The organism is Bacteroides zhangwenhongii, assembly GCF_009193325.2.
Taxonomy (GTDB): domain Bacteria; phylum Bacteroidota; class Bacteroidia; order Bacteroidales; family Bacteroidaceae; genus Bacteroides; species Bacteroides zhangwenhongii.
The window spans coordinates 5,116,947-5,139,747 of the sequence record NZ_CP059856.1; the positions used below are offsets into that span (position 1 = coordinate 5,116,947).

The following is a 22,801-nucleotide window of genomic DNA, read 5'->3' on the forward strand; positions in this document are numbered from 1 at the left end:
AAAAAGATGCTTAATAAAATCATACATTATTCCCTGCACAACCGATTGCTGGTGCTCTGCACCTCCATTCTTCTGCTCATTGCGGGGAGCTACACTGCCATGCACACGGAAGTAGACGTGTTTCCCGACCTCAACGCGCCTACGGTTGTCATCATGACCGAAGCCAATGGTATGGCCGCCGAAGAGGTTGAACAACTCGTGACCTTCCCTGTGGAAACCGCCGTAAACGGAGCTACCGGTGTACGCCGTGTCCGTTCTTCTTCCACCAATGGTTTTTCTGTTGTCTGGGTGGAATTCGACTGGGGAACAGATATTTATCTTGCCCGACAGATTGTGAGTGAAAAGCTCGCTGTAGTCAGTGAATCGCTTCCGGTCAACGTTGGAAAACCGACACTCGGCCCGCAATCTTCTATTCTAGGCGAAATGCTCATTGTCGGGCTGACGGCCGACTCTACCTCCATGCTCGACCTCCGTACGATTGCCGACTGGACTATCCGTCCGCGTCTGCTGTCTACCGGAGGAGTGGCGCAAGTAGCGGTGCTCGGAGGAGACATCAAAGAGTACCAGATTCAGCTTGATCCCGAGCGGATGCGCCACTACGGTGTTTCGATGGGTGAGGTGATGGCGGTGACGCAAGACATGAACCTGAACGCCAACGGCGGAGTGCTTTACGAGTTCGGAAATGAATATATAGTGCGAGGCGTGCTTTCCACCACTCAGACGGAACAGCTCGGCAAGGCGGTGGTAAAGACGGTGAACAACTTTCCGGTCACTCTGGAAGATATAGCAGACGTGGCGATAGGCCCCAAAGCGCCGAAATTGGGTACGGCTTCGGAACGGGGAAAACCTGCCGTCCTGCTGACTGTGACCAAGCAGCCCGCCACCAGTACACTGGAACTGACGGACAAGCTGGAGGCTTCGCTAAAAGACCTTCAGAAGAACCTGCCACCGGATGTAAAGGTTTCTACGGACATTTTCCGCCAAAGCCGCTTCATCGAAAGTTCTATCGGCAACGTGAAGAAATCGCTCTTTGAAGGAGGTATCTTTGTCGTTATCGTTCTGTTCTTGTTTCTGGCAAATGTGCGCACTACGCTTATTTCGCTGGTGACACTGCCTCTCTCACTGCTCGTATCGATCCTGACACTGCATTATATGGGACTGACTATCAACACTATGAGTCTCGGAGGTATGGCAATCGCCATCGGTTCGCTGGTGGACGACGCCATCGTTGACGTGGAGAACGTATACAAGCGCTTGCGTGAAAACCGGCTGAAAGCGGAAGCGGAAAGATTGAGCACGCTCGAAGTGGTGTTCAACGCCTCGAAGGAGGTTCGTATGCCGATTTTGAACTCAACTTTAATTATTGTAGTCAGTTTCGTTCCCCTATTTTTCCTGAGTGGCATGGAAGGCCGAATGCTGGTCCCGCTGGGCATTGCTTTCATCGTGGCGTTATTCGCCTCGACGGTGGTAGCATTGACACTGACTCCGGTGCTCTGCTCTTATCTGTTGGGAAGCAACAAGACGAACAAGGAACTGAAAGAATCTTTCGTAGCCCGCTGGATGAAAGGGATTTATGAAAAGGCACTGTCTTGGGTGCTGGCGCACAAACGGGTGACACTGGGTGGAACTATCGCTCTCTTCGTCGTGGCGCTCGGTGTGTTCTTCACGCTGGGACGTAGCTTCCTCCCTTCTTTCAACGAAGGTTCGTTCACAATCAATATCAGTTCTCTGCCGGGTATATCGCTGGAAGAGAGCAACAAAATGGGACAGCGCGCGGAAGAGTTGCTGTTGACCATTCCGGAGATACAAACCGTTGCCCGCAAAACGGGACGTGCCGAACTGGATGAGCACGCATTGGGTGTGAACGTGTCCGAAATTGAGGCTCCGTTTGAACTGGGCGAGCGCTCGCGCAGCGAACTGGTGGCGGATGTACGTGAAAAGCTGGGCACAATTACAGGAGCAAACATTGAAATCGGACAGCCGATCAGCCACCGGATTGACGCCATGTTGTCCGGTACGAAAGCAAATATTGCCATCAAGCTATTCGGCGACGACCTGAACAAGATGTTTTCCATCGGCAATCAGATCAAAGAGGCGATCGGCGCAATTCCCGGCATTGCCGACCTGAATGTGGAACAGCAGATCGAACGTCCGCAGTTAAAAATACAGCCCAAACGCGAAATGCTGGCCAAGTTCGGAATCACACTGCCGGAGTTTTCCGAGTACGTGAATGTCGCTCTGGCGGGAAAAGTGATCTCGCAGGTGTACGAACAAGGCAAGAGTTTCGACCTGATTGTGAAGGTGAAGAACGACGCCCGTGACGAGATGGAGAAAATCCGCAACTTGATGGTGGACACGAACGACGGACGCAAAGTCCCCCTAAGCTATGTGGCGGAAGTGACATCGGCTATGGGGCCTAACACCATCAACCGTGAGAACGTGAAACGGAAAATCGTGATTTCCGCCAACGTTGCCGACCGCGACTTGCGCAGTGTGGTAAACGACATCCAGAAGCAGATCGACGCATCCGTGCAATTGCCCGAAGGCTACCACATCGAATACGGCGGGCAGTTTGAGAGCGAACAGGCGGCGAGCAGAACATTAGCGCTGACTTCATTTATCAGCATCGTTGTGATTTTTCTATTGCTTTACCATGAGTTCCGCAGCGTCAAGGAGTCGGGAGTCATCCTGCTGAATCTGCCGCTCGCGTTGATCGGTGGCGTTTTCGCATTGGTACTTACAACGGGGGAAGTTAGTATACCCGCTATCATCGGGTTCATCTCTCTGTTCGGAATTGCTACCCGTAACGGTATGCTGCTCATCAGCCATTACAATCATCTCCAGCAAGTGGAGGGGTTGAACGTGTACGACAGCGTGATGCAAGGCTCGCTCGACCGTCTGAACCCGATCCTGATGACGGCTTTGTCTTCTGCTCTGGCATTGATTCCGCTGGCTCTGGGAGGTGATCTTCCGGGCAACGAGATTCAGAGTCCGATGGCAAAAGTGATTCTGGGAGGCTTGTTAACTTCTACTTTCCTGAACGGATTCATCGTCCCGATTGTTTATCTGATGATGCACCGCAAGAAGGCTTCAGCAAGTCTGTAATTGCAATTTACAACCAATAAAGAAGATGAAAATGAAACAAATCATAACTATCGGCGCGGCACTTCTGCTCCTGACCGCAGGCAGTGCGCAAGCCCAAAACAGCATTGAGCAGGTTTTGAGAAATATCGAAACGAACAACAAGGAGTTGCAGGCTAACAAGCAGCTGATTCAGTCGCAAAAGCTGGAGGCTAGAACGGACAACAATCTGCCCGATCCCACGCTTTCCTATGCACACCTCTGGGGTTCGAAAGATAAAAGTGAAACAATCGGTGAGTTGGTGGTTTCGCAGAGCTTCGACTTCCCCAGCTTATATGCCACGCGCAACAAGCTGAACCGTCTGAAAATCGGAGCTTACGACAGCCAGGCGGATGTTTTTCGGCAGGAGAAGTTATTGCAGGCAAAGGAGCTTTGCCTGGACATCATCATGCTTCGCCAGCAGAAGCAGATTTTAGAAGAACGCCTGCGCAATGCGGAAGAACTTGCTAAAATGTACGCCAAACGCCTGCAGACAGGAGATGCCAATGCGCTCGAAACGAACAAGATCAATCTGGAGTTGCTGAATGTCAAGACAGAAGTGTCTCTGAACGAAACGGCGCTGCGCAATAAATTGCAGGAACTGAGTACGTTGAACGGAAATCTTCCGGTTGTTTTCGAGGAGAGCCAATACCCGGCCGTGCCTTTCCCGACTGATTATCAGATACTGAAATCGGAGGTGTTATCGGCAGACCGCACGTTGATGGCGCTTGGCAACGAGAGCCTCGTCGCCCGCAAACAAATTGCTGTCAACAAGTCGCAATGGTTGCCGAAACTGGAGCTGGGCTACCGCCGGAACACGGAATCGGGTACTCCTTTCAACGGCCTAGTGGTGGGATTCTCTTTCCCTCTTTTTGAAAACCGGAACAAGGTGAAGATTGCCAAAGCACAGGCTCTGAACATAGATCTGCAAAGGGATAATGCCGCCTTGCAGGTAGAATCCGAACTGGCACAGCTTTACCGGGAAGCCAAAACGCTTCATGCTTCTATGGAGGAGTACACGAGGACTTTCCGGTCGCAACAAGATCTTGCCTTGCTCAAACAGGCCTTGACCGGAGGACAAATCAGCATGATTGAGTACTTTGTGGAGGTGTCCGTGCTCTATCAGAGCCACCAGAATTATCTGCAACTGGAGAATCAATACCAGAAGGCAATGGCGCGGATCTACAAGAGCAAATTATAAATATAAGAGGTATTTATCTACTTATGAAAGTAAACAGGATAAGATTTATCGAACTGATCTTATCCTGTTTTTTAATTATTTCCCTATATTTGCACCTAATACACAACCTAAATTGCCATGAAAAGAAAACTCTACTACTTAGCTACATTATTTTGTCTTTTAGCCTCATTGAATGCTTGTAAAGACGAGGACAACCAGCCACTCGAATTTTATGACAGTTACTACGAAGTACCTATGGGCGGTATACGGTATATTGGTCCGAAAAGCGGAAACGGTGATTACAATCTGGAGATGGAGCACACACAAATTGCCGCCGCGGGAATTGAAAAAGGTTGGAGCGGAGTGCCAAACGGCACGAATATATATGTGCGCGGCTACCTCACCGGGAAAACTCGCCTGCGGGTGACGGACTATGCGACTTCGGAGAGTTGTGTGCTCAATATCAAAGTGGTGGACAATTACGAAGCGTTGCAGTTGCTTCCTGCCGATTATTTAGGCGAGGAAGGTATCACAACGCCCCAACCGTTGCAGGGGGTAGATTTTATCTTTCTGATCAACACTCCGAGCCGTGAAGCTTACTTCTTTGAACGGGGTGAACAGACGGCTTTTTCTTCCGGATTGAAACTCCTCGTTAAAGGTACTTACGAACTAGCACAGGAGGCAGATGAGAAAGTTTCACTCGCTTTTGTCCTGCCGGAAGAAGAAGGGAATGCCGCCACCAAACGCTATACATACACCCTGCGATGCAATGCATACGGCCTTCACCGACTCGACAAAAATCTGGCACTGAATTGGGGGACACCACCGCTAAACAGTACACGCACTTCTCCTGTCACTCCTCCCGCTTCCAACAGCATTGAAGAAAGCGAAACGAGCAAGGTCATCTTTGCATTTTCCGAAATTGAAATGCCGGTAGGGATTTTGCCTTAGGCGAATAAATACAACGTACCTAAACAAGAGCCTGTTTTAATTGGGAAGAAACTTAATAAGGAAAATTAAAACAGGCTTTTGCTTTAATTGTGCCGAAAAATTTACAGTATCCGAAGTTCCTCCGGCAGATAGCCGCTACGAATGCGCCATTCCTGCGGATAAAGATTGTTAGCCCGGTTACCGATATTTTTCACGAAGCCCAACGGAACGCCTCTATAAGTAAGCAACACGAACCCGCGAGCCACCGTAGCAGGAAGTACAATAGCTTCTTTGCGCAAATAAGCTATCGCCTGCTCATAGCTAATGTCCTCAACGACAAAAGCGCCGTCACGCAACAGCACAGGGCACAGTGCCAGCGCATGAGCGGGAACCAAATCTCTCCCTTTCACTTCACCCACCGACACACCGGACTGGATCACTTTCAAATTCTGTCGAAGTGCTTCCAACTCTTCCAGACGAGCATTGGGAAAGGCGTAAACGGTTTCTGCATCGGTCAGAAGAGAATAGTTGCCGATGTCCCTCACCCAGCTCCGGGCTACATCCATCAACTCTTTAGCGACAGACGGGACTCCTTTCCCAGCGTGTTTCCCTTTTTTCTTTGCAGCTCGCGCTATCGTAGATTTTGAGATTGCAGACTTCTCTGAATTGATGGTTTCCCATACCTTCTTCGTTTCGTTTTCATCTGTTTCTATGCACGGTTTCCGAAGAACAGCCAGAAAGAATCCCTCTCCTTTCGTTTTATGAGGAAAGAAGTGATAGACGGGAATGTCCTCCCAATGAACGGTCCCGGTCGATTCATCTTTCAACAGATTTCCTGTTATATTCCATTCTTCCCGAACTTCCAACGGCAACAGTTCCGCCCCGAACTCTTGCTGAATCCAGCGTACGTTTTCTTCATCTTCTTTTGTATTAAATGTACAGGTACTATATATAAGAATGCCTCCGGGCTTCAGACAAGGCCAAATATCTGCAATAATTCTCCGCTGTCTCTGCCAGCAAATCTCTACATTCTCCGGAGTCCATTCTTCTATTGCCACAGGGTCTTTGCGAAACATTCCTTCACCGGAACAGGGAACGTCGGTAAGAATGACATCAAAAAAAGACGGTAAAGCCGCGAAATCCGCCGGATCATTATTGGTAACCACCACATCCGGATGTCCCCACTTCGCAAGATTTTCCGCCAAAACCTGTGAACGGTTTCGTATGACTTCATTAGCCACCAGCAGGCTTCCTTCGGGCAGCACGCTACGGGCATGGGTAGACTTTCCACCGGGAGCGGCGCAAAGATCCAACATTATTGCCGGTTCTTTGATGTATTGGCGTAATGCCTGCTCTACAAACATCGAGGAGGCCTCCTGAACATAGAAACAACCGGCATGAAACAACGGATCGAATGTAAAAGTCAGGCGTTCGTCCAGATAAACCCCTTCGGACGACCAAGGAACTCGGCCGAAGGGAGAATGGACAGCAGATAACCCTTCATCCTGCATTTTCCATTTTTCATTGTTAAAGCGGATACTGACAGGTGGTTCTTGCTGCAGGGCAACGGCCAGTTTTTCATATTCTTCTTCACCTAATAAAGAGCGGGTATAGTCTACAAAAGAAGCGGGTAATTCCATTTTTCATTTATTAATTTCCGCAAATATCAAAAATATTTCGTCTCTTTGCAACTTTCTAAGTCATTAACTACGTCTAACAAACAAAGAAACAAATTAAAAAACGATCTATATGAAAAATTTTCTACTTGCTTTGATGGTTGTATTGACCACTTGCACACTGGCTGTCGCTCAAAATCAGAATCCTGTTGCCCACGACTCCATCAGTCAGGCGGAACCGACTCTGGTAGTTGACACAGACACAACCGACTCTATCGCCAAAGAGAATGTTACTGCTACGGACACAAGTAATCATAGTGTTCTGTACAGCCTATCCAATGCGATGGAGGATGTTCTGATTCCTATCATCGCAATCATTGCAGTCTTCGGTTTTCCGGTGTTTATCCTATTCATCATTTTCTTCTTCCGCTACAAGAACCGGAAAGCACGCTATCGCCTTGTCGAACAGGCTCTTGCTGCCGGACAGCCGCTTCCGGAAGATTTTCTCAAAGAGGACAAGCCGAATGATCCGCGTACGCAAGGCATCAAAAACATCTTTACAGGAATCGGACTTTTCATCTTCCTCTGGGCTATTACCGGTGAATTTTCAATCGGCACTATCGGTCTGCTAATCACTTTCATGGGAATCGGGCAGTGGATCATCGGTAGAAAGAAAGATGAAAATCAAGAGAATGACAGTCAAAGATGAATCAACTCAATGATATATCGCTAGTCGCGCAGGTCGTGGTGTTCAGAAACACTAAGGCCTTCGACCAGTTGGTGAAGAAGTACCAATCACCGGTCCGGCGGTTCTTCCTGAATCTGACTTGCGGAGACAGCGAATTGAGTGACGACCTGGCACAAGACACATTTATCAAAGCGTATACAAATATTGCTTCTTTCAGAAATTTGTCCAGTTTCTCCACGTGGCTGTATCGAATTGCGTACAATATATTTTATGATTATATTCGCAGTCGCAAAGAAACGGCAGACCTTGACGCCAGAGAAATAGATGCCGTCAACAGTGCCGAACAGGAAAACGTCGGTCAAAAGATGGATATCTACCGATCGCTTAAGACGCTTAAAGAAATAGAAAGAACCTGCATCACGCTTTTTTATATGGAAGATTTAAGCATCGAAAAGATTGCGGGAATTACAGGAATACCGACAGGAACGGTGAAAAGCCATCTGTCGCGTGGAAAAGAAAAGTTGGCAACGTATTTAAAACAAAACGGTTATGACAAAAATTGAAAATGACGAGAAGCTTTTGAAGGATTTCTTCACGGCTAACAAACAGGAAATAGCTGATAATGGCTTCAGCCGCCGTGTCATGCATCGCTTACCCAATTGTAGTCATCGGTTGGCACGCATCTGGAACGCTGCTGTGGTGGTTGCGGGAGCTGTGCTTTTCATTTGGATGGGCGGCTTGGAAGCTGCTTGGGGAACAATCAAAGAAGTGTTCATAAGCATGATTAATCAAGGCACTGCGGAGCTAGATCCGAAATCGATTATTATCGCCTCTGTCGTCCTGGCATTTATGGCGACACGAAAAGTTGCATCGATGGCATAAAAGTTATCGATGGCATAAGAATTATTAAAGGCATAAAAGTTATCAGCAGCATAAGAGTTATAAAAGCACCTCGTCTGTTAAACAATAATAAATATACCCTTTCTCCCAAGCAAGCCCAAACATAGATGTCGTATCTTTGTTGAACTGTAAACTAAAACAGAGAGAAAAGTTTTGAAATTACGTATATTTATTTTATTCCTGTTCCTGTCTTTATTACACGCTCAGGCAGACATCATAGACAGTCTAAAGACACAACCCAGAGACTCGATCGGACTTACAAGTGACTCACTTGTATTGCGTTTTCTGGAAGAGTCCGGCATACCCATTTCCGACAACAATAAAGTAAAGTTACTGAAAAGCGGACGGGAAAAGTTTATCGATTTATTCGAAGCTATCCGGGAAGCCAAACATCATATTCATCTGGAATACTTTAACTTCCGCAACGATTCCATCGCCAATGCCCTATTCGACTTGCTGGCTCAGAAAGTGAAAGAGGGAGTTGAAGTACGTGCTATGTTCGATGCTTTTGGCAACTGGTCTAACAACAAACCTCTAAAAAAGAAACATCTCAAGAAAATACGTGAGCAGGGCATTGAAATTGTAAAGTTCGATCCGTTCACATTCCCTTATATCAACCACGCTGCCCACCGCGACCATCGGAAAATAGCTGTCATCGACGGGAAAATAGCTTATACGGGAGGCATGAATATAGCAGATTACTATATCAACGGTCTGCCTAAAATAGGGACCTGGCGTGATATGCATATGCGCATAGAGGGAAGCGCGGTCAATGACTTACAGGAAATCTTCCTGACAATCTGGAACAAAGAGACCAAACAAAATGTAGGAGGAGCTGCCTACTTTCCACTCCACGAGAGCAAGACGGATAGTACCGACATCATTGTCGCAATCGTCGACCGTACTCCGAAAAAGAACAGCCGAATGCTGAGCCATGCGTATGCGATGAGTATTTATTCGGCACAAAAAAACGTTCACATCGTAAATCCTTACTTCGTGCCGACCTCTTCAATCAAAAAGGCGCTTTACCGAACCATTGATCGGGGGGTGGATGTGACAATCATGGTTTCCTCCGCTTCCGATATTCCATTTACCCCAGACGCTGCACTCTACAAACTTCACAAACTGATGAAAAGAGGGGCAACGGTCTATATGTACAACGGCGGGTTCCATCACTCTAAAATCATGATGGTCGATGATCTGTTTTGCACAGTGGGGACTGCCAATCTGAATAGCCGCAGCCTGCGGTATGACTACGAAACCAATGCTTTTATTTTTGACAAACGGATAACGGGCGAACTGAACACGATGTTTCACGAAGACATCCGGGATTGCACCCAGCTGACTCCCGAATTCTGGAAAAAGCGTTCGCCCTGGAAGAAGTTCGTAGGATGGTTTGCTAATTTATTCACTCCATTTTTGTAATTTTGCGCAAGCGTATATAGTCTTGAGCGAACGTATATATAATTTTGCGCAAGCGTACGTATAGTATTTGAAATTTATTCATTATGAAACAATATTTGGATTTATTAAATCGTGTATTAACCGAAGGCACAGAGAAAAGTGACCGTACCGGAACCGGAACCATCAGCGTCTTCGGTCATCAAATGCGTTTTAACCTTGAGGACGGTTTCCCTTGCCTGACGACCAAGAAATTGCATTTAAAATCAATTATATATGAATTACTCTGGTTCTTGCAAGGAGATACCAATGTGAAGTATCTGCAAGAGCATGGAGTGCGCATCTGGAACGAATGGGCGGATGCAAACGGTGATTTAGGGCATATTTATGGGTATCAGTGGCGTTCGTGGCCTGACTACAACGGGGGATTTATCGACCAAATCAGTGAAACGGTGGAAACGATCAAACACAATCCGGACTCACGTCGTATCATTGTTAGCGCCTGGAATGTAGCGGACTTAGACAACATGAACTTGCCGCCTTGCCACGCCTTTTTCCAATTTTATGTGGCGAACGGCCGATTGAGCCTGCAACTTTATCAACGCAGCGCCGATATTTTTCTAGGTGTTCCTTTCAATATCGCGTCGTATGCATTATTGTTGCAGATGATGGCGCAAGTGACGGGACTGAAAGCGGGAGATTTTATCCATACTTTGGGGGACGCTCATATATACCTGAATCATCTGGAACAAGTGAAACTACAACTTACACGCGAACCTCGTCCGTTACCGCAAATGAACATCAATCCAGATGTAAAAAGCATTTTCGATTTCAAATTCGAGGACTTTGAGTTAGTAAATTATGACCCGCATCCTCACATAGCGGGTGCAGTAGCTGTATGACAATATGAGTAAAATATCAATAATTGCTGCCGTAGACCGCCGTAGAGCAATAGGTTTCCAAAATAAACTCTTGTTCTGGCTGCCCAACGACTTGAAACGTTTTAAGGCATTGACTACCGGAAACACCATAGTTATGGGACGGAAAACTTTTGAGTCACTTCCGAAAGGTGCATTACCGAATCGCAGAAATGTAGTTATCTCTTCCAATCCGGCAATGCAATGTCCCGGTGCGGAAGTGTTTCCTTCGCTCACCGCCGCTTTGCAGAGTTGCAAAGAAGATGAACACGTATATATCATAGGAGGAGCAAGTATCTATCAACAAGCGTTACCATTCGCCGACGAACTTTGTCTGACGGAAATAGACAGTACGGCTCCCGAAGCGGATGTGTACTTCCCGGAGGTCTCTCCGGCCGTGTGGCAAGAAAAAAGCAGAGAGACTCACCCTGCGGACGAGAAACATCTCTGCTCGTATGCTTTTGTCGATTACACAAGGAAATAACTGACTTCCGCTTAGCGCAATCTTATCATCTCATCTGTCACTATCGGTTGATGAGATGATTTGACTAATCTTCATCATCAAAGTCTATATCTATCGGCATCTGTCGCTTGATGGCTTCATGGAAAGATATTAATGTTTCAGTACGAGCCAGACCAAGCGGCTGTAATTTATCATGAATAATGCTCAACAGGTGATGATTGTTTTTAGCGTAAATCTTGATAAACATATCATATTTTCCGGTAGTGAAATGACATTCGACTACTTCGGGTATAGCTTCCAAAGCCTTCGTCACCGAATCAAAAGATTCGGGATCTTTCAGATATATACCGATGTAGGCGCAAGTCTCATACCCTACTTTCTCAGGATCAATAATATATTCTGAACCTTTCAGGATTCCAAGATTTGTCAACTTCTGAATACGTTGATGAATGGCAGCACCGGAAACATTACACGCTCTTGCTACTTCAAGAAAAGGAATACGCGCATTTCCTGCAATCAGTTTCAGGATTTGCTCATCCAAAATATCTATTTGATGATGTCCCATTTTCAAATCAAATTGTTTAAAACGATGAATCTTTTGTGCAAAGTTAGCGATTTTTCGGCAACAAATACTATAAACTATTACTTTTATTTATAGGAGGCGGATAAGTCGCCAATAGTTTGTACCTTTGTAAAAACATAAATATACTATTTATATGAAACAAATTTGCTGTACCATCCTACTATTCTTCGCTTTTGCAGGAAGCCATGCGCAAGATTTTGCGGATTACTTTCAGAACAAAACTTTACGAGTAGATTATATCTTTACCGGAAATGCGGAAAGACAAAATATTTACCTGGATGAATTATCGCAACTTCCGTCTTGGGCAGGACGGCAACACCACCTTTCGGAACTTCCATTGGAGGGCAACGGACAAATCATCGTTAAGGATCTCGCTACCCAACAAACTATTTATAAGACTTCTTTCTCTTCACTGTTCCATGAATGGCTGAGCACAGACGAAGCAAAAGAGACTGCTAAGGGCTTCGAAAATACATTTCTCCTGCCATTTCCCAAACAGCCTGCTGAAGTGGAGATTACTTTGTATTCTCCCCGCAAAGAGGTTATGGCACGCTACAAACACCTTGTCCGTCCGGATGATATACTGATTCATCAACGAGGCGTGTCCCACGTCACTCCGCACCGGTATCTGCTCCGGAACGGAAACGAGAAAGACTGCATTGACGTTGCCATACTTGCTGAAGGCTATACGGATAAAGAGATGGATCTGTTTTACCAAGATGCCGAAAGTGCCCGCGAAAGCCTGTTTTCGCATGAGCCGTTCCGCTCAATGAAGGATAAATTCAATATTGTTGCCGTAGCCAGCCCGTCCACTGATAGCGGTGTAAGTGTTCCTCGCGAGAATGAATGGAAACAGACGGCTGTCCACTCACACTTCGACACGTTCTATTCAGACCGCTATCTGACTACCAGCCGGGTAAAGTCTATCCATAACACTTTGGCGGGTATCCCCTACGAGCACATTATTATCCTTGCCAACACGGACGTCTACGGCGGAGGAGGAATCTATAACTCCTACACACTGACCACCGCCCACCATCCCATGTTTAAACCGGTGGTAGTCCATGAGTTCGGCCACAGTTTTGCCGGGTTGGCTGATGAATATTTTTACGAAAACGATACCATGACGGATACTTATCCACTGGATGTCGAACCGTGGGAGCAAAATATATCAACACGGGTGAATTTTTCCTCCAAATGGGAAGATTTGCTTCCGGCAGGCACTCCGATACCTACTCCTGCCAACAAATGGGAGAAGTTCCCTATCGGGGTATACGAAGGTGGAGGTTACTCTGCCAAAGGTATTTATCGCCCTGCCCATAATTGCCGCATGAAAACAAACGAATACAAGGAATTTTGTCCGGTTTGCCAACGTGCCATCCGGCGTATAATCGAATTCTACGTTCCTTGATGCAAGAATAAGAATGAAATTGTAAAACAGAAATATTATCTAATTTTAAAACCCGAACCTCATGATCAGACTTCAACCAATCAGTACATCTGACCTGCAACATTACAAATTTATGGAAGAACTGCTGGTAGATTCTTTTCCACCGGAAGAGTACCGACAATTGGAACAGTTACGTGAATTCACCGACCGGACAGGCAATTTCCATAACAACATTATTTTTGATGACGACTTGCCGATAGGCTTCATCACCTATTGGGACTTCGGTAACTTCTATTACGTAGAGCACTTTGCAACCAATCCTGCTTTGCGCAACGGAGGGTACGGCAAACGTACGCTGGAATATCTATGCGACTACTTAAAACTCCCCATTGTACTCGAAGTGGAGCGTCCGGTAGAAGAAATGGCAAAGAGACGTATCGGCTTCTACCAACGTCAAGGATTTGTCTTATGGAAGAAAGACTACCACCAGCCTCCTTACAAGCCCGGTGATCACTTCCTCCCAATGTATCTAATGGTACACGGCAACCTTGATCCGGAAAAAGACTACGAAGATATAAAGCATAAACTGCACACGATCGTCTACGGAGTAAAAGAGTGAAGTAGAAAGAATAACAGAACAAAGAAAAGGCTTCCAAAATGATTTGGAAGCCTTTTCTTTATATAATAGGATTAACTAATTATTTCTCACCACGTTTAGTAGCAGAATAGTTAATCTTCAAAGCATAAGATTTTCTGAGGGCATTCTTTACGTCAGTAACGATACCCATCTTTGTCTTTTGGTCTACTTTCAGAGACACAGTCATCTTCGCGGCGTCACCTTCACTCATACTAGCACGTTCCTGGAAAATGAAGTCCTGCACCTCGCCCACTTCAGCATAGCTGTCGTTGAGCTGAATACGACTTTCAGTACCCATTTTCGCACGGTATTCTTGTGTAGGTTCACCTACATAAATGAATGTCACCAATGATTTCTTCTCCAGTTTTTCGAGTTCAGTACCTTGCGGAAGCGTAAACTGCACCTTTAATGTTACCTCACGCATTGTTGTTACAATCATAAAGAAGAACAACAAGGTAAAGATAAGGTCAGGCAACGAAGAAGTATTCAATGCCGGCATTTCACGTTTACCAGTCTTATTAAATTTTCCCATTACTTACTTCTTTTTTTCTCCGTATTTTTTAGGTTCTGCCTCAGAAATACGTTGCGGATAAATCTCACGAACTGCTTTCTGTTGTAAATCGTTCAGTTCCGAATAAGTAACCCCAAATTTTTCTTTAGCCAACTCATCTCTCAATTCATTGTATGCAGCAACCAATTCATTCTGCACACTGATATATGCCTGATAAGAAGATCCACGGTCATTCTGCAAAGAAATTACGTGCTTGTCGTTAACCATGCATGTGCCGAAGAATTCTACATTCTTCTGTGTTTTCTCAGGCATATTTTCTGCATTAGCAACGTTAGCGATAAATTCTTTGGCCTTTTGTCTCAACTGATCAACACCGATATAATCATTTCCGCACATCAAAGCATCATCCTTATTCAGATACACCTGCAAGATGTTACGTTCTTTGATTTTATCCGTATTCTCGTTCTTTTCATCTTCGGGAGGTGGAGGCAAAAGTCTTGCCAAACCACGGTCCGTATCCATTGATGTTGTAATCAAGAAGAAGATCAGCAACAAGAAAGCGATATCCGCCGTAGAACTTGAGTTAATATCAGGAACTTTTCTTTTTCCTTTTGCCATTGTAATTACTTTTTAATTGAGTACTCTCAATTGATTATGATAATTTTTTCTTTATACCACTTGCAATGATTGCAACAATTGTTACAAACAACAGGATGTAAATAGAATAAAGGAACATATCAGTCAGCTTCAACCAGAAAGGAACGTTGTCAGTACCATCATAACCCGGAATCTGCATAGGTGTACCGTCACCCATAGCCCAAGCTACAACTAAAACAACAACCAAAAGAACCAGACCAAGCAAAGACTTAATAGCGGCTGCCGGGCTGTCTTTCAAAGCTGCACCAAATTGGAATACTGCGGCAACTAAAGTAGCGGCAATAGCAATACCAAACAAAGCATACATCAAATAGAGTAAGGCATCTGTCTGGGCCGGTTGCCACATTTCGGGATCTACTCCCGGGATCACTGCCGCTCCAGTAGCGTCTCCTCCGAAGAAGAAGAGCCCCATCACGATCAGGATAATAGCAAACATCGCATACAATGCGTAATACGATATTCTATATGTTAACTTACTCATTTCGAATTATTTTTTATATTTCAGGTTATATTTGATCACCATGTCAAGCAAAGAGATAGAAGAATCTTCCATTTCACTTGTAAGAGCTTCAATCTTAGAAAGTACGTAGTTGTAGAATACCTGAAGGATCAATGCTACGATCAAACCGAAGATTGTTGTAATCAAGGCCACTTTCATACCACCTGCAACAACTGTCGGAGAGATATCACCTACCTGCTGGATTTTATCAAATGCCTGCACCATACCGATTACAGTACCCAAGAATCCGAGTGACGGAGCCATTGCGATAAACAGTGTGATCCAAGAACATCCTTTTTCAAGGTAACCAGCCTGTACACCACCGTAAGATACAACTGACTTCTCAACTACGTCGATACCTTGATCGATTCTCATCAAACCTTGGTAGTAGATAGAAGCAACAGGACCTCTAGTGTTACGAGCAATGTCTTTTGCAGCTTCAACGTCACCTTTTTCCAAAGCAGCTTCGATAGATGCCATGAATTTTTTTGTGTTGATTTCAGCCAAGCTCAAATAGATGATACGTTCGATACAGAAAGCCAAACCAATCACCAAAGCGATAGCTACCAAACTCATGAAAGATGCAGTACCTTCGATGAATTTAACTTTGATTTCCTTGTGAATACCACCTTCTTCTGCAGCAGGAGCAGCAGCAGTTGTAGCTTCAGCAGCAGGAGCAACAGCTTGTTGTTCAGTTTGTTCTGCTGCAGGAGCGTCTTGAGCCTGAGCAAGTTGAGTTGAGCCAAATGTTAAGGCCCCAATCACAGCAACAATTGCGAATAACTTTTTCATTGTGTGTCTAATTTTTAAGATTAATTAATTGATTATTATTATTGTTTTTACTTCTCGTTTCACATTCAATTTCTGCGGAGAGACGGGGATTCGAACCCCGGATACACTTTTGGTGTATACACGCTTTCCAGGCGTGCCTCTTCAACCACTCGAGCACCTCTCCCTATGGGTTTTCTGTATTTTCAGCTACAAATGTATCCTTTTTTTTCTTTTCTTGAAGCATTATCCCTTTTTTATCTCGAATAAATACTGCAAATTAATATAATTTAAAACCTTTCGTGCCTTATTTGCGGAATCCGAACACTTTTAGCGCATTTTCAGAAGTGACCTGAGCCACGTATTCAAGGCTCTTCTGATAAATTTCCGCTACTTTGGCAAGGGTATCTTTCACGTTGGCGCTTTCATTTCTCTTCCCGCGATTCGGAACGGGGGTCAAATAAGGAGAGTCGGTTTCGAGCACAATACGCTCCAAAGGAACGGTCAACAGGGTTTCCGGCAACGTCGACTTTTTGAAAGTGACCACTCCGTTAATGCCCAGCATGAAACCATCGAACTCCAGCAGTCTAGCCGCTTCTTCCGGCGTTCCGGTAAAGCTATGGAAAATCCCTTTTAATGCGGTTTTCTTATAGGGTTCCATTACCTTATATATATAATCAAATGCTTCTCTCGTATGAATAACAACCGGCAATTCATATTCAAGCGCCCATTCGATCTGTCTTTCAAAGACCAAAAGCTGCTCTTTCAGAAAAGTCCGGTCCCAATAGAGGTCCAGACCGATCTCACCGATAGCCACAAAATGATTGGGAGCCGACAAACGTTCACGTACAATTGCCAATTCCTGCTCATACGTCTCATTCACCGAAGTAGGGTGCAATCCAATCATCGGATAACAAAGATCCGGATATTTCGCACAAACGGATAATAAAGCGTCAATCGTCGTACTGTCAATATTGGGCATAAAAATAGACGAGACACCGGCATGGCGCGCACGCTCCATAACTTGCGGCAAGTCTTCGGCAAATTCTTCTAAGAAAAGGTGTGAATGGGTGTCTATCAACATGATAACTAATTTTCTTCTTTTACTTTCTCGCTGGAACGGTAATAATATATCAGTCCATAATCACGGCACTTATCCAAACGATCCTCGTTTGGAGTAACGTCTTGATATTTCGCTTCTACCTGATTCCAGATATCCAAAATCAGTTCATCGGCACGCTCACGCATAGAGGCCAGCTCATCAAGACTACGGTTGGTCAATGCCTGATAATTCTTTTGCCGTTCATAACTGTCCAGAAAAATATCGTAATGCACTTTTACACGTGCAATGGTCGGGTTATAAATAGGTATACCGCCCTGTCCTGTCCGGCGTTGCTCGCCTTCAATGATTTTCTTCCCCCACTCCACCAACGAAGCCTCACTCAACAGATCGGGCACGACATTGGCATCGGGCAGATCGTACAGTTTTTTGTGTACCGCTTTTATCTCGTCACGAAGCACAGCCAAATTGAGCACTTGGATAAAATGAGAAATATACAACCGGGCGGTTTTCACATTTGCCTGGTGCTTGCGACTAGCCCGAGACTGATTCTCGTAACATTGCGTATAGTAAATTTGCGCAGCCTCGAACCTCTGCAGGAAGTTACGTGCCTCGAACAGCGTCTTTAATGAAATAGCCAAATCGCGTACATTATATACATCCCCTTTTTCGACCGCCGCTTTCAGCGCCCGAACTCTCGCTTGATCTGTATTTGGTAATCGTCTATAAGGCATGCTTCAAGGACTTAGCTACATTTCACGGTACATTAACAATTTCACCAGGTTCTTCAGTTCTTTTTTTCTTTCCTCAGCCACTCCCACTGCGGCAAGGCTTTCCATAGCAAGCGTGTAATAGCCGCGCATTTTGTTTTCGCAGACACTACGAATGTCCAGTTGGTTATACAATTCAGTAACCGCTTTTATTTTCTCGGCCGGCTGACAAGCTTCCGCATTCAGCCAACGGTTCAGTTCCTCCCTCTGTTTCGCATCCGCACGATCCAATGCCTTGATGAGCATATATGTTTTTTTGTTGCACAGGATGTCTCCGCCTATTTTCTTTCCGAACACTTCCGGATCTCCATAAACGTCCAACAAGTCATCTTGCAACTGGAATGCAACGCCTATCTGCATTCCGAATTTATATAGATTTTCCGCATCTTCGGCAGTCGCCCCCGCCAAGATAGCGCCAATCTTAAGACTGCCCGCAAGCAGCACCGCTGTTTTCAGGCGGATCATTTCAATATACTCGTCTTCCGTCACATCACCGCGGGATTCAAATTCCATGTCCAGCTGCTGTCCCTCGCAAATCTCAAGCATAGTCAGGCTAAACAGATCCATCACCTCTTTCAAGTGTTCCGCCGGGCAAGCCGTCATATAGCGGAATGCCAGAATCAGCATAGCGTCTCCCGACAGCACAGCCGTGTTATCATTCCAGACTTTGTGCACGGTCGGTTTTCCCCTACGCATATCCGAACGGTCCATCAAATCATCATGCAACAACGTGTGGTTGTGGTACACCTCGATAGCAGTAGCCGACTCATAGATAGAAGCAACATCCTCCCGATACAAATTGTACGCCATCAACATTAATACGGGGCGTATCCGCTTCCCACCCAGAGAAAGAGTATATTCGATCGGTTCATAAAGTCCTTTCGGTGTCCGGGTAAATTGGATATCTGCAATATATTTATTTATTTTATCAAGTAGTTGAGAAGCTGTATACATGAGGATGGAGAAAATATTTAATGAATGAAAAGAGGCTGCTTTCGGCAGCCTCCCAAATTATTGTGTTACAAATTACTGCAATCTGAACATTACAGGAACTGTAAATTTAACACGTACCGGTTTTCCGCGCTGCATACCTGGTTTCCACTTCGGCATGGTGTTAATCACACGGAGGGCTTCCTTGTCCAAGTACGGGTCAACGCTACGTACTACTTTTGCGTCTACAATACTACCGTCCTTGTTGACAACGAACTGTACGATAACACGTCCTTGAGTTCCGTTTTCCTGAGCGATAGTCGGATATTTGATGTTTTTAGCCAGATATTGCATCAAAGCTGCCTGACCGCCGGGGAAATCCGGCATGTTTTCTACAACTTCAAAGATAGTCTGTTCTTCCGGCTCTTCTTCAACTACTTGCACCGGAACATATTTTACTTCTACCGGAGCCACATTATCTTCGTTGATAATGGTAGTTGTTTCATCAATTTCTGCTTTATCGTCGACAATTTCCAGCAATTCAGCCACCTTCGGAGCTTCGGGTGGTGGTGGAGCTTGTTGTTCAGGGGTCTCGGTGATAGGAATGATTTCCTCTTCAAACACAACGTCAGCTACTGCCTGGCTTGTATCAATTTTCACGTCACGCTGGGTCCATTCGAACGCCACGAACATGAAAGCCAACACTACCACGTAACCAACGAGCAGCCATGTAGACTTCTTGCCTTCCAGGTCTGCTTTGGGTGATTTTTTAACTTCCATAAAATAATTAATATAATGATTAATAAAAAAAGTGTCTTCCTATGTGTCTCTGGGCAAATATAGTACATTTTCAGATAACCGTCCACCTCTTCCCTTCTTTTTATCCGGCTTTTTAACTTTTTTAATTCTTTCGGACTTATCCGGCTCCTTTTAACGGCAAATGCATGGTTGATTTTCAAAATAAATGTATCTTTGGCGGACAAATCAGAAGAACTGAATATGAAAAAGATAACAATAGCAATCGACGGTTTCTCTTCTTGCGGAAAAAGTACAATGGCCAAAGACCTTGCCCGCGAAGTAGGATACATTTACATTGACAGCGGAGCTATGTATCGCGCGGTCACCTTATATAGTATAGAAAACGGCATTTTCGACGGGAACGACATCGACACGGAAAAGCTGAGAAAAGAAATCAGAAACATCCGTATTTCATTCCGCCTGAATCCGGCGACCGGACGGCCGGACACGTACCTCAACGGTGTAAATGTGGAGAACAGAATCCGGACGATGGAGGTGTCGTCTAAAGTCAGTCCCATCAGCGCACTCGATTTCGTACGCACAGAAATGGTAGCGCAGCAACAGGCAATGGGAAAGGAAAAAGGCATTGTGATGGACGGACGTGACATCGGAACGACCGTTTTCCCGGAAGCCGAGTTGAAAATTTTCGTAACCGCCACACCCGAGATCCGTGCCCAACGCCGTTACGACGAGTTGAAGGCGAAAGGCCAGGAAGCCAGCTTCGACGAGATTCTGGAGAACGTGAAACAACGGGATTATATCGACCAGCATCGGGACGTCAGCCCATTGCGGAAAGCAGAGGACGCTCTGCTGCTGGATAATACGAACCTGACAATCGAGCAGCAGAAAGAATGGCTGTTTGAACAGTTCAACAAAGTAAGTGGCATTCAATAACCGCAGATAACGACCGCAAATTATGATTAAGGTAGAGATTGACGAAGGTTCCGGCTTCTGCTTCGGTGTGGTGACGGCCATCAACAAGGCAGAGGAGGAATTGGCAAAAGGAGAAACACTTTATTGTCTCGGAGACATCGTTCACAATAGCCGAGAGGTGGAAAGACTTAAAACGATGGGATTAATCACCATCAACAGGGAGGAATTCAAGCAGTTGCGGAATGCAAAAGTACTGCTCCGCGCGCACGGAGAACCGCCTGAAACTTATATGATCGCCCGCGAGAATAATATAGAAATCATCGACGCGACTTGCCCGGTGGTGTTACGCTTGCAAAAACGTATCAAACAGGAGTTTCTGCAAGACGCCGCCAACGATGAAAAACAGATTGTGATTTATGGCAAAAACGGTCATGCGGAGGTGCTGGGACTAGTGGGACAGACCGACGGGAAAGCGATTGTCATCGAGAAGGCAGAGGAAGTAAAGAAGCTGGACTTGAATAAAAGTATCCGTCTCTTCTCGCAGACCACCAAGTCGCTGGATGAGTTTCAGGAAATTGTAGCGTATATCAAACAGAATATTTCATCGGAAGCGACATTCGAATACTACGATACGATTTGTCGCCAGGTGGCAAACCGTATGCCCAAGTTAAGGGAGTTTGCGGCTACACACGATCTGATATTTTTCGTCAGCGGGAAGAAAAGTTCAAATGGAAAGATGTTGTTTGAAGAGTGCCTGAAAGTGAACGCCAATTCACATTTAATTGACAATGAAAAGGAAATAGACCCTTCCCTACTCCAAAATGTACAGTCAATCGGTGTTTGCGGAGCTACCTCCACCCCCAAATGGCTGATGGAAAAAATATATAACCACATTCAGTCGCTTATAGAAGAAAGCAAATAGCTGCAATTTGAACATTTTTAATGTTTTCTTCATACGAAAAGAAACTTCATAACCATTGCTTTCAACTTTTTATTGTACATTTGCCACGTCAAACTAATTAATGAAAAGATTGTGTTATGGGAACAGTTAAGTGTATCGGAATCTTGACTTCCGGAGGTGACGCCCCCGGAATGAACGCAGCTATACGTGCGGTGACACGTGCGGCTATCTATAACGGATTGCAAGTTAAAGGTATATATAGAGGGTACAAGGGCCTTGTGACAGGCGAAATCAAAGAGTTCAAAAGTCAGAACGTAAGTAATATCATCCAACTGGGCGGTACTATCCTGAAAACAGCGCGCTGCAAGGAGTTTACCACTCCGGAAGGACGTCAACTAGCCTACGATAACATGAAAAAAGAAGGTATTGACGCTTTGGTAGTCATCGGTGGAGACGGCTCGTTGACGGGGGCACGCATTTTTGCACAGGAGTTTGATATTCCTTGTATCGGACTTCCGGGAACAATCGACAACGACCTTTATGGCACGGATACCACTATCGGATATGACACGGCATTGAATACGATTCTGGACGCTGTGGATAAAATTCGCGACACGGCAACCTCGCACGAACGTTTGTTCTTCGTCGAAGTAATGGGACGCGACGCAGGTTTCCTTGCGCTGAACGGAGCAATCGCTTCGGGAGCCGAAGCCGCCATCATTCCGGAGTTCAGTACGGAAGTCGACCAATTGGAAGAGTTTATCAAGAACGGATTCCGCAAATCGAAGAATAGTAGTATCGTACTAGTGGCGGAAAGCGAACTGACCGGAGGAGCGATGCACTATGCCGAACGTGTAAAGAACGAATACCCGCAATACGACGTACGTGTAACGATTTTGGGACACTTGCAACGCGGAGGTAGCCCGACTGCTCACGACCGTATTTTGGCAAGCCGACTTGGGGCTGCCGCTATCGACGCTATCATGGAAGACCAACGTAACGTAATGATCGGTATCGAACATGACGAAATTGTTTACGTACCGTTCAGCAAAGCGATTAAAAATGACAAGCCGATAAAAAGAGATCTTGTGAATGTATTGAAAGAGCTTTCTATCTAAGGCTCGGAATAATAAATAAAACGCAGATTAACACGGATAACGCAAATAAAATTTAATCTTTCTTTGCGCAAATCCGCGTTAATCCGCATTT

The 22,801-nt window shown here is 45.4% G+C and carries 24 protein-coding genes and 1 tRNA gene; 14 read left to right on the forward strand and 11 right to left on the reverse strand.

Features of this window, described 5'->3' with window-relative positions; genetic code table 11:
- Nucleotides 1-6 precede the first annotated feature (6 nt).
- The 3 genes from GD630_RS20200 to GD630_RS20210 all read left to right on the forward strand — a co-directional run bounded on the left by GD630_RS20200 (nucleotide 7) and on the right by GD630_RS20210 (nucleotide 5,251).
- On the forward strand, nucleotides 7-3,105 hold the full coding sequence (locus tag GD630_RS20200) for an efflux RND transporter permease subunit (RefSeq protein WP_143865027.1): 3,099 nt from the start codon (nucleotides 7-9) through the stop codon (nucleotides 3,103-3,105).
- Between the two features lie 31 nt (nucleotides 3,106-3,136).
- Nucleotides 3,137-4,321 carry a TolC family protein gene (locus tag GD630_RS20205; protein ID WP_143865026.1) on the forward strand — a complete coding sequence of 395 codons (1,185 nt, stop codon included), beginning with the start codon at nucleotides 3,137-3,139 and terminating at the stop codon, nucleotides 4,319-4,321.
- Nucleotides 4,322-4,438: 117 nt separating this feature from the next.
- A complete protein-coding gene (locus GD630_RS20210) occupies nucleotides 4,439-5,251 on the forward strand; it encodes a hypothetical protein (protein WP_143865025.1) in 813 nt (270 codons plus the stop codon).
- A 101-nt stretch (nucleotides 5,252-5,352) separates the two neighbouring features.
- Here the strand turns inward: GD630_RS20210 and GD630_RS20215 are convergent, their stop codons facing one another.
- Nucleotides 5,353-6,870 carry a methyltransferase RsmF C-terminal domain-like protein gene (locus tag GD630_RS20215; RefSeq protein ID WP_143865024.1) on the reverse strand — a complete coding sequence of 506 codons (1,518 nt, stop codon included), beginning with the start codon at nucleotides 6,868-6,870 and terminating at the stop codon, nucleotides 5,353-5,355.
- A gap of 109 nt (nucleotides 6,871-6,979) precedes the next feature.
- Here GD630_RS20215 and GD630_RS20220 point away from each other — a divergent pair, with 109 nt between their 5' ends.
- The 6 genes from GD630_RS20220 (at nucleotide 6,980) to GD630_RS20245 (ending at nucleotide 11,236) form a co-directional block, all read left to right on the forward strand.
- Nucleotides 6,980-7,555, forward strand: coding sequence for a DUF6249 domain-containing protein (locus tag GD630_RS20220; RefSeq protein WP_143865023.1), 576 nt, complete (start codon nucleotides 6,980-6,982; stop codon nucleotides 7,553-7,555).
- Nucleotides 7,552-8,097 (forward strand): RNA polymerase sigma factor, encoded by a 546-nt coding sequence (locus tag GD630_RS20225; protein WP_143865022.1) that lies wholly within the window; start codon nucleotides 7,552-7,554, stop codon nucleotides 8,095-8,097. The genes GD630_RS20220 and GD630_RS20225 overlap by 4 nt, the downstream gene beginning before the upstream one ends.
- The gene (locus GD630_RS20230; RefSeq protein ID WP_143865021.1) at nucleotides 8,084-8,416 is read left to right on the forward strand and encodes a DUF5056 domain-containing protein; all 333 of its coding nucleotides are present in this window, start codon (nucleotides 8,084-8,086) and stop codon (nucleotides 8,414-8,416) included. Before GD630_RS20225 ends, GD630_RS20230 begins: the two co-directional genes overlap by 14 nt.
- Nucleotides 8,417-8,587: 171 nt before the next feature.
- Complete coding sequence (cls, locus tag GD630_RS20235; protein WP_182505675.1) at nucleotides 8,588-9,859, forward strand: cardiolipin synthase; 1,272 nt, start codon at nucleotides 8,588-8,590, stop codon at nucleotides 9,857-9,859.
- Between the two features lie 83 nt (nucleotides 9,860-9,942).
- Nucleotides 9,943-10,737 (forward strand): thymidylate synthase, encoded by a 795-nt coding sequence (locus tag GD630_RS20240; RefSeq protein WP_007751620.1) that lies wholly within the window; start codon nucleotides 9,943-9,945, stop codon nucleotides 10,735-10,737.
- 4 nt (nucleotides 10,738-10,741) lie between these two features.
- A complete protein-coding gene (locus GD630_RS20245) occupies nucleotides 10,742-11,236 on the forward strand; it encodes a dihydrofolate reductase (protein WP_143865020.1) in 495 nt (164 codons plus the stop codon).
- A gap of 64 nt (nucleotides 11,237-11,300) precedes the next feature.
- Here the strand turns inward: GD630_RS20245 and GD630_RS20250 are convergent, their stop codons facing one another.
- Nucleotides 11,301-11,780: an Lrp/AsnC family transcriptional regulator gene (locus tag GD630_RS20250; RefSeq protein ID WP_007766776.1), complete on the reverse strand. Its 480-nt coding sequence runs from the start codon at nucleotides 11,778-11,780 to the stop codon at nucleotides 11,301-11,303.
- Between the two features lie 151 nt (nucleotides 11,781-11,931).
- Between GD630_RS20250 and GD630_RS20255 the strand changes: the two genes are divergently transcribed.
- Nucleotides 11,932-13,209 (forward strand): IgA Peptidase M64, encoded by a 1,278-nt coding sequence (locus GD630_RS20255; protein ID WP_143865019.1) that lies wholly within the window; start codon nucleotides 11,932-11,934, stop codon nucleotides 13,207-13,209.
- A 61-nt stretch (nucleotides 13,210-13,270) separates the two neighbouring features.
- Nucleotides 13,271-13,807: a GNAT family N-acetyltransferase gene (locus GD630_RS20260; RefSeq protein WP_143865018.1), complete on the forward strand. Its 537-nt coding sequence runs from the start codon at nucleotides 13,271-13,273 to the stop codon at nucleotides 13,805-13,807.
- A 79-nt stretch (nucleotides 13,808-13,886) separates the two neighbouring features.
- Here the strand turns inward: GD630_RS20260 and GD630_RS20265 are convergent, their stop codons facing one another.
- The 9 genes from GD630_RS20265 to GD630_RS20305 all read right to left on the reverse strand — a co-directional run bounded on the left by GD630_RS20265 (nucleotide 13,887) and on the right by GD630_RS20305 (nucleotide 19,800).
- Nucleotides 13,887-14,357 carry an ExbD/TolR family protein gene (locus GD630_RS20265; RefSeq protein ID WP_005678886.1) on the reverse strand — a complete coding sequence of 157 codons (471 nt, stop codon included), beginning with the start codon at nucleotides 14,355-14,357 and terminating at the stop codon, nucleotides 13,887-13,889.
- 3 nt (nucleotides 14,358-14,360) lie between these two features.
- A complete protein-coding gene (locus GD630_RS20270) occupies nucleotides 14,361-14,954 on the reverse strand; it encodes an ExbD/TolR family protein (protein WP_055278385.1) in 594 nt (197 codons plus the stop codon).
- 34 nt (nucleotides 14,955-14,988) lie between these two features.
- Nucleotides 14,989-15,474, reverse strand: a complete 486-nt coding sequence (locus GD630_RS20275; protein WP_007766780.1) for a hypothetical protein — start codon at nucleotides 15,472-15,474, stop codon at nucleotides 14,989-14,991.
- Nucleotides 15,475-15,480: 6 nt separating this feature from the next.
- Complete coding sequence (locus GD630_RS20280; RefSeq protein ID WP_007751637.1) at nucleotides 15,481-16,284, reverse strand: MotA/TolQ/ExbB proton channel family protein; 804 nt, start codon at nucleotides 16,282-16,284, stop codon at nucleotides 15,481-15,483.
- 75 nt (nucleotides 16,285-16,359) lie between these two features.
- Nucleotides 16,360-16,447 (reverse strand) — tRNA-Ser (locus tag GD630_RS20285).
- A 120-nt stretch (nucleotides 16,448-16,567) separates the two neighbouring features.
- Nucleotides 16,568-17,344: a TatD family hydrolase gene (locus GD630_RS20290; protein ID WP_143865017.1), complete on the reverse strand. Its 777-nt coding sequence runs from the start codon at nucleotides 17,342-17,344 to the stop codon at nucleotides 16,568-16,570.
- Nucleotides 17,345-17,349: 5 nt separating this feature from the next.
- Complete coding sequence (locus GD630_RS20295; RefSeq protein ID WP_143865016.1) at nucleotides 17,350-18,054, reverse strand: hypothetical protein; 705 nt, start codon at nucleotides 18,052-18,054, stop codon at nucleotides 17,350-17,352.
- 15 nt (nucleotides 18,055-18,069) lie between these two features.
- A complete protein-coding gene (locus tag GD630_RS20300) occupies nucleotides 18,070-19,044 on the reverse strand; it encodes a polyprenyl synthetase family protein (protein WP_143865015.1) in 975 nt (324 codons plus the stop codon).
- A gap of 72 nt (nucleotides 19,045-19,116) precedes the next feature.
- Nucleotides 19,117-19,800 (reverse strand): energy transducer TonB, encoded by a 684-nt coding sequence (locus tag GD630_RS20305; RefSeq protein ID WP_007766787.1) that lies wholly within the window; start codon nucleotides 19,798-19,800, stop codon nucleotides 19,117-19,119.
- Between the two features lie 219 nt (nucleotides 19,801-20,019).
- Here GD630_RS20305 and cmk point away from each other — a divergent pair, with 219 nt between their 5' ends.
- The 3 genes from cmk (at nucleotide 20,020) to pfkA (ending at nucleotide 22,710) form a co-directional block, all read left to right on the forward strand.
- Complete coding sequence (gene cmk, locus GD630_RS20310; RefSeq protein ID WP_007766790.1) at nucleotides 20,020-20,712, forward strand: (d)CMP kinase; 693 nt, start codon at nucleotides 20,020-20,022, stop codon at nucleotides 20,710-20,712.
- A 22-nt stretch (nucleotides 20,713-20,734) separates the two neighbouring features.
- Nucleotides 20,735-21,613: a 4-hydroxy-3-methylbut-2-enyl diphosphate reductase gene (locus GD630_RS20315; RefSeq protein WP_143865014.1), complete on the forward strand. Its 879-nt coding sequence runs from the start codon at nucleotides 20,735-20,737 to the stop codon at nucleotides 21,611-21,613.
- Between the two features lie 116 nt (nucleotides 21,614-21,729).
- On the forward strand, nucleotides 21,730-22,710 hold the full coding sequence (gene pfkA / locus GD630_RS20320) for a 6-phosphofructokinase (protein ID WP_007766801.1): 981 nt from the start codon (nucleotides 21,730-21,732) through the stop codon (nucleotides 22,708-22,710).
- Nucleotides 22,711-22,801 lie beyond the last annotated feature (91 nt).

Excerpts from the sequence above, each read along its gene's own strand:
- GD630_RS20200 (WP_143865027.1), top strand. The coding sequence starts at position 7 with ATGCTTAATAAAATCATACATTATTCCCTGCACAACCGATTGCTGGTG.
- GD630_RS20205 (WP_143865026.1), top strand. The coding sequence starts at position 3,137 with ATGAAACAAATCATAACTATCGGCGCGGCACTTCTGCTCCTGACCGCA.
- GD630_RS20210 (WP_143865025.1), top strand. The coding sequence starts at position 4,439 with ATGAAAAGAAAACTCTACTACTTAGCTACATTATTTTGTCTTTTAGCC.
- GD630_RS20215 (WP_143865024.1), bottom strand. The coding sequence starts at position 6,870 with ATGGAATTACCCGCTTCTTTTGTAGACTATACCCGCTCTTTATTAGGT.
- GD630_RS20220 (WP_143865023.1), top strand. The coding sequence starts at position 6,980 with ATGAAAAATTTTCTACTTGCTTTGATGGTTGTATTGACCACTTGCACA.
- GD630_RS20225 (WP_143865022.1), top strand. The coding sequence starts at position 7,552 with ATGAATCAACTCAATGATATATCGCTAGTCGCGCAGGTCGTGGTGTTC.
- GD630_RS20230 (WP_143865021.1), top strand. The coding sequence starts at position 8,084 with ATGACAAAAATTGAAAATGACGAGAAGCTTTTGAAGGATTTCTTCACG.
- GD630_RS20240 (WP_007751620.1), top strand. The coding sequence starts at position 9,943 with ATGAAACAATATTTGGATTTATTAAATCGTGTATTAACCGAAGGCACA.
- GD630_RS20245 (WP_143865020.1), top strand. The coding sequence starts at position 10,742 with ATGAGTAAAATATCAATAATTGCTGCCGTAGACCGCCGTAGAGCAATA.
- GD630_RS20250 (WP_007766776.1), bottom strand. The coding sequence starts at position 11,780 with ATGGGACATCATCAAATAGATATTTTGGATGAGCAAATCCTGAAACTG.
- GD630_RS20255 (WP_143865019.1), top strand. The coding sequence starts at position 11,932 with ATGAAACAAATTTGCTGTACCATCCTACTATTCTTCGCTTTTGCAGGA.
- GD630_RS20260 (WP_143865018.1), top strand. The coding sequence starts at position 13,271 with ATGATCAGACTTCAACCAATCAGTACATCTGACCTGCAACATTACAAA.
- GD630_RS20265 (WP_005678886.1), bottom strand. The coding sequence starts at position 14,357 with ATGGGAAAATTTAATAAGACTGGTAAACGTGAAATGCCGGCATTGAAT.
- GD630_RS20270 (WP_055278385.1), bottom strand. The coding sequence starts at position 14,954 with ATGGCAAAAGGAAAAAGAAAAGTTCCTGATATTAACTCAAGTTCTACG.
- GD630_RS20275 (WP_007766780.1), bottom strand. The coding sequence starts at position 15,474 with ATGAGTAAGTTAACATATAGAATATCGTATTACGCATTGTATGCGATG.
- GD630_RS20280 (WP_007751637.1), bottom strand. The coding sequence starts at position 16,284 with ATGAAAAAGTTATTCGCAATTGTTGCTGTGATTGGGGCCTTAACATTT.
- GD630_RS20290 (WP_143865017.1), bottom strand. The coding sequence starts at position 17,344 with ATGTTGATAGACACCCATTCACACCTTTTCTTAGAAGAATTTGCCGAA.
- GD630_RS20295 (WP_143865016.1), bottom strand. The coding sequence starts at position 18,054 with ATGCCTTATAGACGATTACCAAATACAGATCAAGCGAGAGTTCGGGCG.
- GD630_RS20300 (WP_143865015.1), bottom strand. The coding sequence starts at position 19,044 with ATGTATACAGCTTCTCAACTACTTGATAAAATAAATAAATATATTGCA.
- GD630_RS20305 (WP_007766787.1), bottom strand. The coding sequence starts at position 19,800 with ATGGAAGTTAAAAAATCACCCAAAGCAGACCTGGAAGGCAAGAAGTCT.
- cmk (WP_007766790.1), top strand. The coding sequence starts at position 20,020 with ATGAAAAAGATAACAATAGCAATCGACGGTTTCTCTTCTTGCGGAAAA.
- GD630_RS20315 (WP_143865014.1), top strand. The coding sequence starts at position 20,735 with ATGATTAAGGTAGAGATTGACGAAGGTTCCGGCTTCTGCTTCGGTGTG.
- pfkA (WP_007766801.1), top strand. The coding sequence starts at position 21,730 with ATGGGAACAGTTAAGTGTATCGGAATCTTGACTTCCGGAGGTGACGCC.